Source organism: Mesorhizobium intechi, from assembly GCF_002879535.1.
Lineage (GTDB): Bacteria > Pseudomonadota > Alphaproteobacteria > Rhizobiales > Rhizobiaceae > Mesorhizobium > Mesorhizobium intechi.
The window spans coordinates 15,001-31,740 of the sequence record NZ_PNOT02000113.1; the positions used below are offsets into that span (position 1 = coordinate 15,001).

The 16,740-nt window shown below is 63.7% G+C and carries 14 protein-coding genes, 1 tRNA gene and 2 rRNA genes (1 of these 17 only partly in view); 11 read left to right on the plus strand and 6 right to left on the minus strand.

Annotated elements, in window-relative coordinates; translation table 11 throughout:
- The 3 genes from C1D09_RS10435 to C1D09_RS10445 form a co-directional block, all read left to right on the plus strand.
- Window positions 1-826 (plus strand): 23S ribosomal RNA (locus tag C1D09_RS10435) (it extends 1,999 nt beyond the left edge of the window).
- A 204-nt stretch (window positions 827-1,030) separates the two neighbouring features.
- Window positions 1,031-1,145, plus strand: a 5S ribosomal RNA gene (rrf, locus tag C1D09_RS10440).
- Between the two features lie 149 nt (window positions 1,146-1,294).
- Window positions 1,295-1,371 (plus strand) — tRNA-Met (locus tag C1D09_RS10445).
- 548 nt (window positions 1,372-1,919) lie between these two features.
- Here C1D09_RS10445 and pyrE read toward each other — a convergent pair.
- From pyrE to C1D09_RS10470, 3 genes are all read right to left on the minus strand, one after another.
- Window positions 1,920-2,456 (minus strand): orotate phosphoribosyltransferase, encoded by a 537-nt coding sequence (gene pyrE / locus C1D09_RS10455; RefSeq protein WP_143974186.1) that lies wholly within the window; start codon window positions 2,454-2,456, stop codon window positions 1,920-1,922.
- A gap of 529 nt (window positions 2,457-2,985) precedes the next feature.
- Window positions 2,986-4,227, minus strand: coding sequence for an NAD(P)/FAD-dependent oxidoreductase (locus C1D09_RS10465; protein ID WP_143974187.1), 1,242 nt, complete (start codon window positions 4,225-4,227; stop codon window positions 2,986-2,988).
- A gap of 14 nt (window positions 4,228-4,241) precedes the next feature.
- Complete coding sequence (locus tag C1D09_RS10470; protein WP_246135699.1) at window positions 4,242-5,636, minus strand: aminotransferase-like domain-containing protein; 1,395 nt, start codon at window positions 5,634-5,636, stop codon at window positions 4,242-4,244.
- A 289-nt stretch (window positions 5,637-5,925) separates the two neighbouring features.
- On the opposite strand from C1D09_RS10470, the gene C1D09_RS10475 reads away from it, so the two are divergent.
- Genes C1D09_RS10475 through C1D09_RS10490 form a run of 4 tightly spaced genes read left to right on the plus strand, consistent with a single transcriptional unit; the run spans window position 5,926 to window position 10,250 of the window.
- Entirely contained in the window at window positions 5,926-7,092 is a 1,167-nt protein-coding gene (locus C1D09_RS10475) for an ABC transporter ATP-binding protein (protein ID WP_246135700.1), read from the plus strand.
- The gene (locus C1D09_RS10480; protein ID WP_143974189.1) at window positions 7,089-8,141 is read left to right on the plus strand and encodes an ABC transporter substrate-binding protein; all 1,053 of its coding nucleotides are present in this window, start codon (window positions 7,089-7,091) and stop codon (window positions 8,139-8,141) included. Before C1D09_RS10475 ends, C1D09_RS10480 begins: the two co-directional genes overlap by 4 nt.
- 7 nt (window positions 8,142-8,148) lie before the next feature.
- On the plus strand, window positions 8,149-9,429 hold the full coding sequence (locus C1D09_RS10485; RefSeq protein WP_143974190.1) for an ABC transporter permease: 1,281 nt from the start codon (window positions 8,149-8,151) through the stop codon (window positions 9,427-9,429).
- Between the two features lie 2 nt (window positions 9,430-9,431).
- Entirely contained in the window at window positions 9,432-10,250 is an 819-nt protein-coding gene (locus C1D09_RS10490) for an ABC transporter permease (RefSeq protein WP_143974191.1), read from the plus strand.
- Between the two features lie 494 nt (window positions 10,251-10,744).
- Here C1D09_RS10490 and C1D09_RS10495 read toward each other — a convergent pair whose 3' ends face one another.
- Window positions 10,745-11,677: a LysR family transcriptional regulator gene (locus tag C1D09_RS10495; protein WP_143974192.1), complete on the minus strand. Its 933-nt coding sequence runs from the start codon at window positions 11,675-11,677 to the stop codon at window positions 10,745-10,747.
- Between the two features lie 138 nt (window positions 11,678-11,815).
- Between C1D09_RS10495 and C1D09_RS10500 the strand changes: the two genes are divergently transcribed.
- The 3 genes from C1D09_RS10500 to C1D09_RS10510 all read left to right on the plus strand — a co-directional run bounded on the left by C1D09_RS10500 (window position 11,816) and on the right by C1D09_RS10510 (window position 13,571).
- Window positions 11,816-12,454, plus strand: a complete 639-nt coding sequence (locus tag C1D09_RS10500) for a DsbA family protein (RefSeq protein WP_143974200.1) — start codon at window positions 11,816-11,818, stop codon at window positions 12,452-12,454.
- A 36-nt stretch (window positions 12,455-12,490) separates the two neighbouring features.
- The gene (locus C1D09_RS10505; RefSeq protein ID WP_143974193.1) at window positions 12,491-13,102 is read left to right on the plus strand and encodes an NAD(P)-dependent oxidoreductase; all 612 of its coding nucleotides are present in this window, start codon (window positions 12,491-12,493) and stop codon (window positions 13,100-13,102) included.
- 169 nt (window positions 13,103-13,271) lie between these two features.
- Window positions 13,272-13,571 (plus strand): DeoR family transcriptional regulator, encoded by a 300-nt coding sequence (locus C1D09_RS10510; protein WP_143974194.1) that lies wholly within the window; start codon window positions 13,272-13,274, stop codon window positions 13,569-13,571.
- Window positions 13,572-13,588: 17 nt separating this feature from the next.
- Here C1D09_RS10510 and C1D09_RS10515 read toward each other — a convergent pair whose 3' ends face one another.
- Both C1D09_RS10515 and C1D09_RS10520 read right to left on the minus strand, forming a co-directional pair.
- Complete coding sequence (locus tag C1D09_RS10515) at window positions 13,589-15,025, minus strand: ROK family protein (RefSeq protein ID WP_246135701.1); 1,437 nt, start codon at window positions 15,023-15,025, stop codon at window positions 13,589-13,591.
- 84 nt (window positions 15,026-15,109) lie between these two features.
- Window positions 15,110-16,018: a tagatose-bisphosphate aldolase gene (locus tag C1D09_RS10520; protein ID WP_143974196.1), complete on the minus strand. Its 909-nt coding sequence runs from the start codon at window positions 16,016-16,018 to the stop codon at window positions 15,110-15,112.
- A gap of 275 nt (window positions 16,019-16,293) precedes the next feature.
- On the opposite strand from C1D09_RS10520, the gene C1D09_RS10525 reads away from it, so the two are divergent.
- On the plus strand, window positions 16,294-16,740 hold a 447-nt coding region (locus C1D09_RS10525; RefSeq protein WP_143974197.1), incomplete at its 3' end, for a sigma factor-like helix-turn-helix DNA-binding protein.

Consider the following 16,740-nt stretch of genomic DNA (forward strand, 5'->3'; position numbering starts at 1 on the left):
GACCCCGTGCACCTTTACTATAGCTTTACATTGGCATTCGTAGTGGCATGTGTAGGATAGGTGGTAGGCTTTGAAACCTGGGCGCCAGCTCAGGTGGAGCCACCCTTGAAATACCACCCTTATTACTATGGATGTCTAACCGCGGCCCGTTATCCGGGTCCGGGACAATGTATGGTGGGTAGTTTGACTGGGGCGGTCGCCTCCTAAAGAGTAACGGAGGCGCGCGATGGTGGGCTCAGAACGGTCGGAAATCGTTCGCTGAGTGCAATGGCATAAGCCTGCCTGACTGCGAGACTGACAAGTCGAGCAGAGACGAAAGTCGGTCATAGTGATCCGGTGGTCCCGCGTGGAAGGGCCATCGCTCAACGGATAAAAGGTACGCCGGGGATAACAGGCTGATGACCCCCAAGAGTCCATATCGACGGGGTTGTTTGGCACCTCGATGTCGACTCATCGCATCCTGGGGCTGGAGCAGGTCCCAAGGGTATGGCTGTTCGCCATTTAAAGCGGTACGTGAGTTGGGTTCAGAACGTCGTGAGACAGTTCGGTCCCTATCTGCCGTGGGTGTAGGAATATTGAAAGGATCTGTCCCTAGTACGAGAGGACCGGGATGGACGGATCTCTGGTGGACCTGTTGTGGCGCCAGCCGCATAGCAGGGTAGCTATATCCGGACGGGATAACCGCTGAAGGCATCTAAGCGGGAAACCCACCTTAAAACGAGTATTCCCTGAGAACCGTGGAAGACGACCACGTTGATAGGCCGGGTGTGGAAGAGCGGCAACGCTTGAAGCTTACCGGTACTAATAGTTCGATCGGCTTGATCGTTCTCATTCCTTATGCCCATCTGACATAGTCAGATGGTTTGTTCTCACTCACGCTTGTTCCGCCCCGCGGGCGGCGCTACGTGGGTGCGGCGCATCAGCGCCGACGGTCGGTCGACCTTGCGAAGCTTCGCTTCGAAAGGCGCCAGGATCAAAGAACGTCCAAGGCACACAAAGACAGCTTCTCGAACAACGTGCGTTTTGCCGACCTGGTGGTCATGGCGGAGCGGCTGCACCCGATCCCATTCCGAACTCGGCCGTGAAACGCTCCAGCGCTGATGGTACTTCGTCTCAAGACGCGGGAGAGTAGGTCGCTGCCAGGTCTGCTAAACGCACGTTGAACTCACTTCCAACCAGGCAGTGAAATCTTCTCTCTACGAAAAAGGCCCGCCAAGGGACAACGGGCCGCGTAAGCGGCCCTTTCATTTGGTGAGCCATCTACATTCCTGTAAGCGCGCGCTTACAATGGTGACGCGGGGTGGAGCAGCCCGGTAGCTCGTCAGGCTCATAACCTGAAGGTCACAGGTTCAAATCCTGTCCCCGCAACCAAATTCATCATAAACCAATAGCCGTCCCGGTCCAACCGGGGCGGCTTTTTGCGTTCTAGGCATGGCACTGGGCACTGGGGGCAGTTTTGGAAGCCGCTCTTGACGGGCATAATCGACTTGTCGATAAGCGTCCGGCCCGAGGCGTCTTCCCAAGAACAGCGGCGGCCAGGATGTCAAGCAGCAGGTCAATGCATTAGCGGACGATGTCAAAGCAGTGGCACTATCGCCTGCCATGCATTCTGACCGAGTCTCGCGTCCGCTTCGTCCGGAGTTGTGATCGGGGTGTCGTCTCACCAGGCAGCAGAATGCGCTCTCCTGCGCCCTGTTCAAACAGAGCGACACTAATTTGCCAGAGGCTTTCCCGACGAGAGACTAGGTCTCGCGCAAACGTTTCTGATGGCCAGACTGCATCGTCGCCTCCCGCAACGAGGACCAAGTCTGCGGATGCCTTCTCAATAGCAGTCTGTGCCCGTCTGGTGGCATCGTCTGCACAAGGGCGGTCAACGCAGGATGAGCGCGCCGTAGACGGGAAGCCACATCTTGATCACGTCAGCGTTCGAGATCAGCCCGCGTGAAGACCGGAAGAACGGGCAGCGCGGAAAGGCCCTGGATGCCAGGGGCACCCTCGCCTCGCCAGATCGCGCATATGACTGCCAGAACATCTGCCCCTTCATTCGCCGCAAGTTGATGGGCATCCGCGACGGCACCTCCGGTCGTGATGACATCCTCGATAAAGGTCACTTTCCGTCCCGCAACGTCCTGACCTTCGATGGCCCGACACGTCCCGTAGGTCTTGGCCTCTTTTCGGACGAATGCCGCCGGCAGCCCGGTCTCGATCGAGATCGCTGTGACAAGAGGGATGCCCCCCAGTTCAAGGCCCGCGATGATTTCCGTTTCAGCAGGCAGAAGATCGGTCATCGCCCGAGCCAGCGACCTCAGCAAGACGGGCGTGCCTTCAAAGCGATACTTGTCGAAGTAGCGATGGGACACTTGGCCGGACCGCAGCACGAATTCGCCTTCCAGCGTGGCGACCGTCGCGATCTGCCGCGCAAGGTCCGACAATGGTGATCTAGTCCCGTTGGCCATCCGCTTCCTCCTGAAAACGCAAACGGTTAGGCAGTAGGATAAACATTGTATATCAGCAAGCTTTCGGCGCCCGAATGACCACGTCGCCCCGCATAGCTGCCATTATCAAATCAGAACGGCAGCCAGCGCCGCTCGATACATCCGCCACTTTTCATGTCTATCAGGTCGATAAGTGGCGCGGCGTGCCGCGCCTTGAACCATACCGAGCTAAGATGCTTTACCACTGGGTTCCTGGAAGCTTTTCGAACTTTCTGTGTTGCGTCTCAGCCCGAATTGCGGGTGCTCATGGACAAGGTCGGACACTAGATTCGCTTTTTGGTTAATTTCGACGGGGTCGAGCTTCCGTAGTGTGCCTTCCCGATAGCGCGCCCTAGCACGCTCCTCCAAGTTCTTACGCTGTGACCGCTGGCCTTGTGCCTCTACGACGACCTTCACTTCGGGTGCGGCTGACCCGAAGGCCGCCGTTCCTTCGCTTTAAGTCGTCCGAGTAAATAAGGCTTAGTCGCACATCCGATCCGTCCGAGTGAGCCTAGAACCGGTCAGGTGTAAAAGGCGCAAGCAAAAGATCAACTGGCCGACCGGCGACAAGATCCGCAACCAGACGGGCAGTAACTGCAGCCAGGGTCAATCCGAGATGGCCGTGGCCGAAGGCGTAGATCACGTTTGGGTGGCGAGTTGAAGGGCCGATGAGTGGCCTCGAATCGGGGAGCGACGGGCGGAAGCCGAGCCACTTTGACGAAGGCTGGCCGAGCGCGGGAAAGAACTGGCGCACGCCGCGGTCGAGCAGAGCCAGCCGGCGCGGATTGGGCGGAGCGACGAGGCCGCCGAGTTCGACGGTGCCGGCAACGCGCAGACGGCCGGCCATCGGCGTCATGTAGAAGCCGAGATCGACCGGGCAGACCGGACGGCCGAGCAGTGGCGTCTCCACCGGAAATTCGAGATGATAGCCGCGCTCGGTTTCGAGCGGGATATTGTCGCCGGCCTGCGCGGCGAGCGGGCGCGAGAACGCACCGGCGGCAATGACCACCTTCCTCGCGCGGATGTGCGGGCCGGGGCCGGTGAGTTCGACGCCGCCGGCGTCGGCCCGTAGTCCGGTTATTATCGACCGCTTCACCGCCGCGCCGTTCGCTGTCGCGGCATCGAGCAGGCGCCGCATCAGCGCCGCCGGATCGTTGACGTTCATGGAGTCGGGAAAGTACAGGCCACCGCCCGCGACCGCCGGCAGGTTCGGCTCCAACGCGGCGACGGCATCAGGATGCAGCACCTGCTGGTGGACGCCGAATTCGTCGCGCAGATCCCGGCTCCAGGCGCCGCCTGCGAGATCGCCCTGGCCGCGATAGAGATAGAGGCAACCGTTGCGGCGCAACAGATCGGTGATGTTGGCCAGTACGGCCGTCTCTTCCCAGGCCGGCAAGGCATCGGCCAGCAGGCCGGCCATCGCCACGGCATTGGCGCGGGTGGCGGCGGGCAGGGATTGCCGCACGAAGCGGACAAGCCAAGGCGCCAGCTGGAACAGGGCCGTCCAGCGCAAGGCAAACGGGCTGTCGGTGTCGAGCAGCAGCTTTGGCAGAGAACGCAGCACGCCCGGATTGCCGACCGGCATGCAAGCGTATTCGGCGAGCGTTCCTGCATTGCCTGATGAGGCCCCGGAGCCGGGCTCGTTGGGATCGATCAGCAGCACTTCGCGGCCGTCGGTGGCAAGGCGCAGCGCTGTCGCCAGTCCAACCACACCCGCCCCGACGACGGCGATCTCGACGCTGTCTTTTGCCACTGGAGGATTCCCGATCAGACAAAGCCCGGCAGTTGCAGATGGCCGGCCGAAAGCAGCTCGGCCATGGTGGTCAGCGCCGTGCGCAGATCGTCCTGCGAGCGCGCCGCGCCGACATTGATGCGAACGCCATGCTGCACCGGTTCGCGGCCGACGGCGAAAGCGTCGCCGGGCAGCACGGCGACGCCGCGTTCTAGGCAGGTGCGGGCAAAGCCAGCACCGCGCCAGGGTTCCGGCAGGCGCAGCCAGGCATGGGTCGAGGCCGGGTGGCTCTGGATGTCGTACCGGCCGAGGATTTCGCTCAAAATGGCCTGGCGCTGGCGCAGTTCCTGTTTCTGCACCTCGATGACGCGCGCCGCCGATCCTTCCTCGATCAGCCGCGCGCCGATCAGGGCCGTCAGCGGGCTGATGCTCCAGCAATTGATGCGCAGCGCCGCCGCGACCTGGCCGGCGATGGGGCGCGGCGCGATGACGAACCCGAGCCGCAGGCCGGGCGCCAGGCATTTCGACAGGGCGCCGATGTGGATCGTCAGTTCGGGCTCGAAGCTGGCGAAGGAGGGCGGCGGCTCGTCGGCCAGCGGGCGGTAGACGTCGTCCTCGATGATCAACACATTGTGGCGGCGCGCCACCGCCGCCAGTTCGTGCCGGCGCTCCTCGCTCAGCGTGATCGTTGTCGGGTTGTGCAGCGTCGGCACCAGGAACACGGCGCGCGGCCGCAGCTGCGTGCAGGCGGCTTCGAAGGCGTCGGGCCGCATGCCGCCACGATCCATAGCGACTGGTCGCAGATCCAGCCCATGTACGCGGCAGAGCGCATTGATGCCTTGATAGGTCACTTCATCGGCAAGCACGACTTCGCCTTGCTTGGCCACCGCGCCGAGCACGCAATCGAGACCATGCTGGGCGCCGGCAGCCAGCACGACGCGGCCGGGATCGCCATCGCCGGCCACGCCTTTCAGCCAGTCGGCGATGGTGGCTCGGGCCCAGAGCGGGCCCTCCGGCGGATGATAGTCCTGCAGCGCGGCATAGTGCCGGTCCTTCGACAGGCGCGGCAGCAGCGCCGCCACCGCGTCGAGATAGGCGGAGGTGGCCGGGCGGTTGACGGAGAGATCGATGATGCCGCTCTCGTCGCTCGGCGCCGAGACGAAGCCCGGTCGCTCGGCGGTTTCACGGGCGGCGACGGTGGTGCCGCGCCCCGGCCGCGCTTCGAGCAGGCCGCGCTGCTGGAGCGTCGACAGCGCCCGCGTCACCGTGGTGACGTTGATGCCGAGCGCGCGTGCGATCTCGCGCTGCGGCGGCAGCCGGTCGCCAACCGCGAGCGTGCCCGCGGCGATGCGTTCGGCGATCGCATCGGCGAGACGGCGGTAGACTGGACTTTCGTCCTCGGCGAGGTGGAGATCTCTAAGCATGCGCATTGGTGATTTCGACTGGGTCATTGCGCATCTAGCATAAGACAATGCTCCGGACAATAGCGTTTGTCCGACCTCTTTCCCCAATAGCGCGTACAAAATTATCACACAATCGTCGAAAAAACCAGCTTGACGGGCAAAGTTGTATGCATCTATGGTCCAGAACAGCTCGATTGTGTGAGCATACAAGTTCAAGCCACCCGCAAGCCGGCTTCATGCGAGACCGAGACATGCACCGCACGCAGCTCCTCGTTTCAATCCGCCGCCACTTCGGCTGCCTTCCGGACTCCGGCCGATGATCGCCGAACAAACACCTGTGGCCGCAACTCCCAAGCCCGGCGCCAATGCCGGCGGCCAGGGGTTCGTCGAATTCGTCGATGTCGAGAAATCCTATGACGGCCGCGCCTTCGCGGTGACGCGGTTAAACCTCAGCGTCGCCCGTGGCGAGTTCCTGACGTTGCTCGGGCCTTCCGGCTCCGGCAAGACGACGACACTCAACATGCTGGCCGGCTTCGAGCGGCCGACGCAGGGCAGCATCACGCTGGAGGGACAGTCGGTCGACCGGCTGCCGCCATACGAGCGCAATATCGGCATGGTGTTCCAGAACTATGCGCTGTTTCCGCATATGAGCGTCGAGGAAAACGTCGGCTTCCCGCTGTCGGTGCGCAAGATCAGCAAGGCCGACATCGCTTCGCGCGTGGCCCGGGCACTCGACATGGTGCGGCTGAAGCAGTTCGGCGACCGCAAGCCGGCGCAGCTTTCCGGTGGCCAGCAGCAGCGCGTGGCGCTTGCTCGCGCGCTGGTGTTCGAGCCCAGCCTGGTGCTGATGGACGAGCCGCTCGGCGCGCTCGACAAAAAACTGCGCGAGCACATGCAGCTCGAGATCAAGCAGATCCACACCATGCTCGGCGTCACCATCGTCTATGTCACGCACGACCAGAGCGAGGCGCTGACCATGTCGGACCGCGTCGCCGTGTTCAACAATGGCGCGATCGCCCAGCTCGGTTCGCCCGACGATCTCTACAACACGCCGCAAAGTTCGTTTGTCGCCAGCTTCATCGGCGAGAACAACACGCTCGAAGGCGTCGTCGACCGCATCTCCGGCACGGAATGCCGCGTCAAACTCAATGGCGGCGGCGAGATCACCGCGCTGGCTATCGATGTCGCACAAGGCGCTGCCTGTCACGTCGCCATCCGGCCGGAGCGGCTCAAAATTGGCCCGGCGGCAGCGGACGAAACCGCGCTGCCGGCGACGGTCGACGGCCGCATCTATCTCGGCGACCATTTGCGCCTGCTGGCCAGGCTCGCGAACGAACAGGTGCTGACCGTCAAGGTCGGCCCGGAAGCAACCATGGCGAACGGAGAAACCGTGACGGTTTCCTGCGCGCCCGGTGATTGCCGTGCCTTTCCGGCCGATGCCGGAACGGGCGGTTTCGTCTCAAAACAGGGGAAAACAACATGACGCCTATAAGAAAAAGCCTGCTCGCCTTCGCCGCCGCCACCGCCTGCATCACCATCGGCCATGCCGCCTTTGCCGACGAACTTTCGATCATGGCCAGCGGCGGCGCCTGGCAGGACGCTCAGCGCAAGGCGTGGTTCGAGCCGTTCACCAAGGACACCGGCGTCAAGATCGTCGAGCAGGAATATCTCGGCGATCTCGGCAAGGTCAAAGCCATGGTCGACACCGGCAACGTGCCGATCGATCTGGTGACGGTGGAGACGGCGACCGTGCTGCAGGGCTGCGACGCCGGCATCCTCGAGCGCCTCGACTATTCCAAGATCGGGCCGCGTGACAAGTTCATCGAGGGTTCGGCGCTCGACTGCGGCGTCGGCCTCGACGCCTATGGCGACATCCTGGCCTATGACCCGACTGTGCTGAAGGAAGCTCCGACCTCGGTGCTCGATCTGTTCGACACGACGAAGTTCCCGGGCAAGCGCGCGATGCGCAAATTCCCGGCGCAGAACCTCGAATGGGCGCTGATGGCCGACGGTGTCGCGCCGGCCGACGTCTACAAGGTGCTGGGCACGCCGGAAGGCGTCGACCGCGCCTTCAAGAAGCTCGATACCATCAAGAAGGACATCGTCTGGTGGGATGCCGGCGCGCAGCCGGCGCAGCTGCTCGCCTCCAAGGAAGTGGTGATGACCACGGCGTGGAACGGCCGCATCCAGAATGCCATCGATACCGACGGCAAGCCGTTCAAGATCATCTGGAACAACCAGATCCTCGAATATGACATGATCGCCATTCCGAAGGGGGCCAAGAACCCGGAGGCCGCCTACAAATACCTCGCCTATATCTCGACGCCGGAAAACAACGCCAAGCTCGCCAGCTACATCACCTACGGGCCGGTGCGCACCGATGCGGCGTCCTTCGTCGCCGCCGATGCCTTGCCAAAACTGCCGAACGCGCCCGATCATCTGAGCGGCGCCTATCTGGTCGCCGACACCGAGTTCTGGGGCGACTATGGCGAAGACCTGGTCAAGCGCTTCAACGCCTGGCTGGCGCAGTAGGTCAGGGATGTCGACGCTGCAGCCCAGCGAATTCGACCGGCCCGCGCTGGCCCGCGGCCGGTCAGCCGCCGATGCCGACTTCAAGTTGGCGTCGGCGGCGATCCGCCGCGCCGAATTCGGCGACCGGCTKCGCTCGCTGGCGCTGGCGGGGCCGCTGCTGGTGCTTTTGGCGCTCAGCTTCGGCATTCCGATCGTGCTGCTACTGTCGCGCGCGGTCTATGATCCGACCATCGCCAATGCCTTGCCGCAGACCAGCCAGGCGCTCGGCGATTGGAACGGCCTGGGGCTGCCAGCCGACGCCGCGTTCCTGGCGCTGGCGGCGGACCTCAGGGATAATCAGGCCAAGGGCACGGCCTATGAACTGGCCAAGAGCCTCAACGCCCGCCTGCCGGGCGCGCGCAGCCAAGTGCTGAAGACCGTGCGCCAGCTCGAGGGCGCCGGCGACAAGCCGCCGCTGGAGATCATGAAATCGGTGCCGTTCTGGTCAGCGCCGACGACGTGGCCGGCGATCGCCAACGCCACGCACAGCATCACCTCGTTCTACCTTTTGAGCGCGCTCGACCTGCGCTGGAATACCGACGGCAGCCTTGGCCGCGTGCCGCCCGAACAGGCGATCTTCCTGCAAGTGTTCCTGCGCACCTTCTTCGTCGCCGCCGCGGTGACGCTGGCGACCCTGGTGCTGGGGTTCCCACTGGCCTATCTCATCGCCAGCGTGCCGAAGGGGCTGGCCGCCGTGCTGATCGTCGCCGTGCTGTTGCCGTTCTGGACATCGATCCTGGTGCGCACCGCCGCCTGGACGGTGCTGTTGCAGAAATTCGGCCTGGTCAACGATCTCTTGCTGTGGCTCGGCATCGCCGACGACAGGCTCGACCTGATGTACAGCCGCATAGGCCTGATCATCGCCATGACGCATATCCAGCTGCCGTTCACGCTGCTGCCGATCTACAGCGTCATGCGCACCATCGCGCCGTCGCAGATGAAGGCGGCCTATTCGCTCGGCGCCAAGCCGTTCACGGCGTTTAGCCGCGTCTATCTTCCCCAGGTGTTTCCAGGCGTCATGGCGGGGTGTCTGCTAACCTTCATCCTGTGCCTCGGCTACTACATCACGCCGGCGCTCATCGGGGGCGCCAGCGACCAGCTGATCAGCAACTTCATCGCCAACTACGTCAATGTCGAACTGAACTGGGAGATGGCGGCGGCACTCAGCTTCATCCTGCTCGTCTTCACGCTGGCGCTGTTCGGTATCTTCGCCCGTATCCTCGGCCTCGACCGCCTGAAGCTGGTGTAGCCATGCTGCTGTCCCCTTACCCGACTGCCGGTGAACGAATTCGCATAACGCTGCTGTGGCTGTGGTGCGGGGCGGTGATCCTGTTCCTGCTGGTGCCGATCCTCATTCCGGTGCCACTGTCGTTCAACAGCGGTGCCTTCTTCATCTTTCCGCTCGAAGGGCTGTCGACGCGCTGGTACGCGGTGGTGCTCGGCACGCAGCGCTGGCAGTCGGCGATCGGCAACAGCCTGATCGTCGCCTTCGGCACGACGCTGATCGCCACCACGCTCGGCACGCTCACCGCAATCGCGCTATCCAACGAGAAATTTCCGGGCCGCCGCATGGTCATGCCGCTGCTTTTGTCGCCGCTGATCGTGCCGGTGGTGATCACCGCCGTCGGCTCGTATCTGTTCTACGCCCGCGTCGGCCTGGCCAGCACCTATGCCGGCATCATCCTGGCGCACACGGCACTGGCCAGTCCCTTCGTGGTGGTAACGGTCGGTGCGAGCCTGACCGGTTTCGACCGCAATCTGATGCGCGCTGCCGCGATCTCCGGGGCAAAGCCGCTAACCTCGTTCTTCCGGGTGATGCTGCCGCTGATCCTGCCCGGCGTGCTTTCGGGCGCCGCCTTCGCCTTCGTCACCTCGTTCGACGAGGTCGTCGTCGTGCAATTCCTGGCCAGCGCCAACCAGCGCACCATGCCGCTCGAAATGTTCATTGGGCTGCGCGAAAAGCTCTCGCCGGCGATCACCGCCGCCGCGACGCTGATGATGGCGCTGTCTATCGTGCTTCTGGTGGTGGCCAACCTGTTGGCGCGGCGCGGGCAGAAGCGGCATAAGTAGGTGCCTTCTCTAGGGTCAAATTGAAACGTTCGCCGAGGCGAACATCCGCCTTAACGGTGCTCGCGTACAAACTGACAGTCTTCTCTCGACCCAACCGGCTGTCATATGGTTCTACAATTCGCTATCGACTGGGGTTCCTGGAAGCCTTTCGAGGTTTCTGCCTTGCGCCTCCAGCAGAGTTGCATGCGCTTATGCAGGAAGTTGGCGGATCTGGATCTGCGGTGGTGCAAACTTGATTGAAGTGCTTATTGGGGGTTCGAGTCGGAAGAGGGCTACCGCCAATACAGCGCCGCAACCGAGTTCGTCTGTTGACCGGACTTCGCAAGCAGGCTCGACAGGCTCAGGCTCCTGTCCCCGCAACCAAATCCAAAAACGGCCCGCCTCAGGCGGGCCGTTTGCCGTTCGGAGCCGACGTCGCCAAACTCTGCCTCCGGGTCAGCGGTCCGTAGGCAGGTAAAGCCGAAGCGTTCCGATGTAAGCCTGCACTGACATTGCTAACTGTGTACCGCGTCACCCCTGACGTTGCCGCGGGCTCGCCTTCTCTCGGCAGCGGCGAGCAATTCGACGAAGGCGCGGACCTTGGCAGGCCGGAAGCGGGCCGGCGGGAACACCGCGTGAATGCCGCCGGTCGGCAAGGCCCACTGCGCGAATATCCGCACCAGCCGACCCGCGACGATATCCTCGTCGACCGCATAGTCGGGAAATATACCCAGACCGATACCTGCAAGCACGCAAGCATAGGCTGCCGGGCTTTTGTCGCAGACGACGACGGGATTGAGTTCGGTCAGTACCGTTTCGCCTTCTCTGGAAAACAGCCATTGGCCGACGCCGCGCAACTGCGCATTGCCGACCCAGGCCAGCGATCGTGCCTGGTTCGGGTTCGCATCCGCGGGCAGGCTTGCCGCGAAGGCCGGGCTCGCAACGACGATCTGCCGAATCGTGCCCAGTCGCCGTGCCTGGTTGGAGGAATCGGTAAGCCAGCCAACGCGGATGCCGAGATCGATCTGCTCATCAACCAGATTGCTCACCGCGTCGTCGAAGTTCGCTTCGACGCGCATTTGCGGATAGGCCTTCAGATATGCCGCCATCACCGGCGCCACCACTCTGGTGCCGTAGTCGAGCGGCGCGGTCAGCTTCAGCGTTCCGCTCGGCTCGACCGCGCCATGCGAGATTTCGCCATACGCCGCCTCCGCCTCACGCAGGATGATCATCGCGCGATCATAGAAGAGACGACCGTCTTCCGTTGGGGTAACGCGCCGTGTCGTGCGCCGCAGCAGCGTCGCGCCCAGTTCCTCCTCGAGCCTGCCGACTTGATGGCTGACCACGGCCTTGGCGACCCCAAGCCGGTCCGCTGCTGATGTGAACGAGCCGGTTTCCATCACGGTGGTGAAGTAGACAAGCCGATTGAGGTTGAGAAGGTCGGCCAAGGTGGTTGCTTTTGTCTTATCTGGTCAGACAGTTTGTATTATTGGGTGGCATTTATCGCAAGAGCTCCGTCTGCCACATACGGCGAAGACCTTTGGCGGCTCGTCAGCCGACAATCCGTATCAAGGATAGCAACGATCGTGAGCAATTCAGACGTGACTTACCTTTTCGATCCGCTCTGCGGCTGGTGTTACGGCGCCACGCCGATGCTGGATAGGCTCTTGGCCAGCGGCTCGCGCATCGAGCTGCTGCCGACCGGTCTGTTCTCCGGCGCCGGGGCGCGGCCGATGGATGAAGGCTTTGCCGCTCATGCCTGGGCGAATGACCAGCGCATCGAGCGTCTGACCGGACAGAAATTCACGCAGGCTTACCGAAACAATGTCCTCAATATTCGCGGCACCTTGCTCGACTCGCATGCCCCCACGTTAGGCATCAGTGCTGCCGGCCTCGAGGACCCCAACCGTCGGCTGCACGCTCTGAAGGCAATCCAGCGTGCGCGTTATGTCGATGGCAGGGATGTCGTGACTGTCGAAAGCGTGGCCGCCGTCCTCGCCGATGCCGGCATGGCCGATGCCGCAGCACTGTTGAAGGCGCCGACCGAAACGTTGCTGACGGCCCACGGCGAGCTGATTGGTCGAGGCCGCACGCTGTTCCAGCGTCTGCATGCCGATGGCGTGCCTTCCCTTGCAATTATCCGCAACGATGCACCGCGCCTCATCGGCTCCAACGCACTGTTCGGCAGCTTCGACAGTCTCCTCGCCCATATCGGGGCGGCGTGATCCTCCAACCGACCCCCAACAGGACTGGAAAATGACATGACAAAAGTCGCTCTCATCGGCGCATCCGGCGCCGTCGGTTCGCGCCTGCTCAAGGAACTCTCCGACCGTGGCCATACGGTCACCGGTATTGCCCGCAACCCCGAAAAGATTGCCGCCCTGCCCGGCGTGACTGCGAGGAAGGGCGATGTCTTCGACAGGCAAGGTCTTGCCGACCTGATCCGTGGCCATGATCTGGTGATCAGCTCCGTGCATTTCCTGGACAGCGATCCCGACACGCTGATTGCCGCGGTGCGTGCTTCCGGCGTGAAGCGCTACCTCATCGTCGGCGGCGCCGGCAGCCTTGAGGTCGCGCCCGGCAAAAGGCTGGTCGACACGCCTGAATTCCCTGCAATCTACAAGGCCGAGGCACAGAAGGGTGCCGAGTTCCTCGATAAGCTGAAGATGGTGGGCGACCTCGATTGGACGTTCCTGTCGCCCTCCGCCATGTTCGTCCCGGGGCAACGCACCGGCAAATTCCGCCTCGGCAAGGACACGCTACTGGCCTCCGACAAGGGCAGCAGCATCTCCTTCGAGGACTACGCCATCGTGATGGTCGACGAGATCGAGAAGCCGGCCCACATCAGGCAGCGTTTTACCGTCGGCTATTGATCGAGCGGCCGTGGCTCGATCGGGGCCGGCCGACGCCAGCTGCATCACGGCTTGCGCTTGTCAGTCGGCGTCCGGCCTGAACCGTTCAAGGCAGCCGACTTGCCTTGCGAGACTGCTTCCCCACCGGCGTCGCCATGGATAAGACTGTCGGCTTGGCGGAGGGCGGATCATGGACCAGAGCCGGCTGTCGAAGAAGGAGCGGCATGAGCTCATCCTGTCGGAAGTGCGCCGCTCGGCCTCGATCCGTGTTTCCAGGCTCGCTTTGCGCCTGGGTGTCGCCGGCGAAACGATCCGGCGCGACCTTATCGAGCTTGGCGCGACCAACGACAAGTTCGACCGAAACAGCCTCGAACGCATCTGCACGCTCGGCGCGCTTTCCGACATCGTCACGGATCGTGAGCCGCAACCGGCACTACGCGCGGTCATCGAAGCGGCCGGAACGGAACTTCACGTCTGTAGCGGCGACTGAACGGGTCGTCCGACTGGCTATGCGCCGCCGGCCATCGTCGCCCGCAACCACGCCGTGATGGCATCGAAGTCGATGGGCTTCGTCGTGTCGACGTCGAAGAGCGGTCCGCGCCGCAGCGGCTCGGCGCGCTTGGAGAGCTCGATCAGTTCGGGAATATAGGCGGCACCGGGATGGCCAGCGGGGCGCTGGTCGAGGCGGGCGCCGTAACGTTCGGCAAGGACCTCGCCGGGCGCGTGGCACCAGATTTCGAAAGTCCGCTCGACGCCGGCCTTTCGCAGATGATCCTCGAGAACCTCGCGCGGCTGGAAGCCGAACCAGGCATCGACGATGAATGTGGTGCCGGCGGGCGCTTCGCCGACCACCGACCAGATCGCCTGGTAGCTGGCGCGGCCGAGCGTGCGGTTGAACAAGCGGTCGCCGCCACCGAGCAACTCGAGAAAGGGGTTCTTGATCGTGTCAAGCGCCAGCTGCGGCCAGCCCATGCGATCGGCGATACCGCGCGAGACGGTGCTCTTGCCGCTTGCGGGGATGCCGTTTACGAGCACAGCGCGCCGCGGGCGGCTGGACTGGGCCGAGGGCGACGTGTGCAGTTCCCCCGCCAGAGCCTGGAGACCGGCGCCGGTCACCCCGGCGTCGTCGCCGAGTTGCGCGGGTTCGACCCGGCATTGATACCAGGGCGCCAGAGCCGGCGCGCGGCCGAGTGCTGCATGGGCCGCCCGGCCAAGCCCGCCGCCAAGCAGCACAACGTCGGGGGCGAGCATGGCAACGGCGGTATCGATGGCTGCCCGCAGTGGTTTCGCCCAGGCGTCCAGCACGCCGCGCGCCTGGATATCGCCGGCTGTATCGCGGGCAAAGAGTTGATCGACCGAAATGTCGGCGCCGAGACCGGCGCGCGCAATGTGACGGCCGAGCGCGGTGCCCGAACTGGTGGTTTCGACACAGCCGCGCCGGCCGCAGGCGCAGACCTCGCCATTGACGTCGACGGTGATGTGTCCGAGCTGACCCGCCGTTGCCGAACCTCGCGTGATCCGCCGATCTTGGGCGACGGCGCCGCCAATGCCGGTGCCGATAGTGAACATGACGATGTTGCCATGGCGGCGCCCGGCGCCGAGCGCCATCTCGGCGGCCAGCGCCATGTTGCAGTCATTGTCGATGACGACAGGCTTGCCTGTCATGTCTTCCAGGCGCTGGGCCAGCGCAACCGAGGCGAGGTTGACATAGCCGCCGGACAGCACCGTGCCGCGCCCCGCATCGACGCGGCCCGGAACGCCGACGCCGATGGCCTTGACATCCGGCGTATCGAGAAGGCGCACCATGTCGGCGATGCGGCCGAGCACCAGCCCCGGGTCGGGCGCGCTCTTTTCGGAAACGCGTTTGAGGATTTCACCGTTACCGGAAATGCGGGCGGCCCGCAGATTGGTGCCGCCGATATCTATTCCTATGCTCTGAGGCATGGCGTCCCGCATCTTTTTCGCGCAGTTCCGGACGCAAAGCCGCTTCGCACTTTCCGCTGGACCAGCTCTCGTCCAAGGCAACTGTCAAGCAGCGGCTTTCTGCCGGTAGTGCCCGATCACGGCCTGGATTTCACGCAATCGCGGCACAGCGATGGTCTTAAGCCTTTCGCGCTGAATGTCACGGTCGAGCGAGATGCAATCCTTCCACAGCGAGCGACCGGCGATGACGCCCGAGGCGCCATTCTGCATGGCGATCTCGACCTGGCCGAGAAAGGTCGCGTGGTTGACGCCGGCCGAAAGCACCGCCCAAGGCACGTCACCGGCCATTTTGGTGATGTTGGCGCAGGCTTCCGGCGTCCCCGGGTAGGGAAGCTTCAGCACCTTGGCGCCGCACTCCAGCGAGATCCTGGTGCCTTCCTCGACAAGCCATGGCGTCTTGGCCGCATAGTCCCCGGGGCTTTCCCCGTCGAGCTGGTAGGTCAGGAACTCGACGACCAGCAGCAGGTCTTCCTGCCCGAAATCGGCGACACACTGGCGCAGGATGGCGATGTTGTGGTCGTTGGCATCAGGCTTGTCGGCCCGCAGATACACCATGATCTTGCCGCCAGTGCCGCCGAGTGCGCGGACCCGGCGCGCGTCGATGCCGGGAACCAGGCGCGAAAGGCGGTAGCCTTCGGGAGAGATATCGAAACCGGAAGCGTCGAGGCCGATGAGCAACGCCGTATCGCGGTTCAAGACGCCTTCGTCGACGATGCGCGGCACCGCGCAGAGCGGGTCGAGCAGCACGCAGGACGCCGCACTGGCGAGGTAGCGCGTGATGTCTGCCTTGGTGTCGCCGAGCATGTCATTGGTGATCTTGGCCTGTTCGTCCGGGTCCGACGCCAGCAAGGTCCGCATGCCGCCGCGCTGGTCGCAGGCGATGGCCACCATGGCCCCGTCCTTGCCGCATATTTGCTGGTAGCCGCGCAGTTCCGCGGTGGTCATCTTGGTCATGGTCTCAATCCGATGTTGGCGCTCTCTCGACGAAGGGCGCGGATCCCGTGGAAACAACGATGTTCAGTTCTGGCCGCCTGCCGGCAGTAAGCCATGGCGCGCCATCGCCTTCGAAGAAGCGCCTTGCCGGGCTCGCGACCCGCCAGCCGCCGCACGTTGCGAGTTGGCTGGATTTGCGCGATAACTCCCGTCGGCTCATATGCGTGTAACACGTTGCTGAAAGGAATTGCAAGCTGTCTTCCCCTCCCATCCAGGATGCGACCGCATCGCGGACGATGCTGCACACGGTGGCCAAGCTGCATTATGTGGAGGAGATGTCGCAGGTCGATATCGCTCGCCGGCTCGGAGTCTCGACCGCGACGATTTCGCGCTTGCTGCAGCGGGCGCGGGCCGAGGGCATTGTCCGTATCGAGGTTCTCGACCTGGCAACGCCGGAGGACATCACCAGGCAGCTGATCGATGGCTTGAAATTGCGCGATGCCGCGGTGGTCGAGACGCCGGCGGCGGGGACGCTGGCGGCGCTCGCGGCGCCCCTTGGCGGGCTGCTCAGGCAGGCGCAACTGGTGGCGGGCTCGGTCGTCGCCATCGGCTGGGGGCGCGCCGTGCGGGAGGTCATCCGGGCCGGACTGCCGCGCATGCCCGGGGTGCTGACCGTGGCTGCCACCGGCGGCATGCAGCAGCAGGCGGCGCATTTTCAGGTCAACGAATTCGTGCGGCTCGCC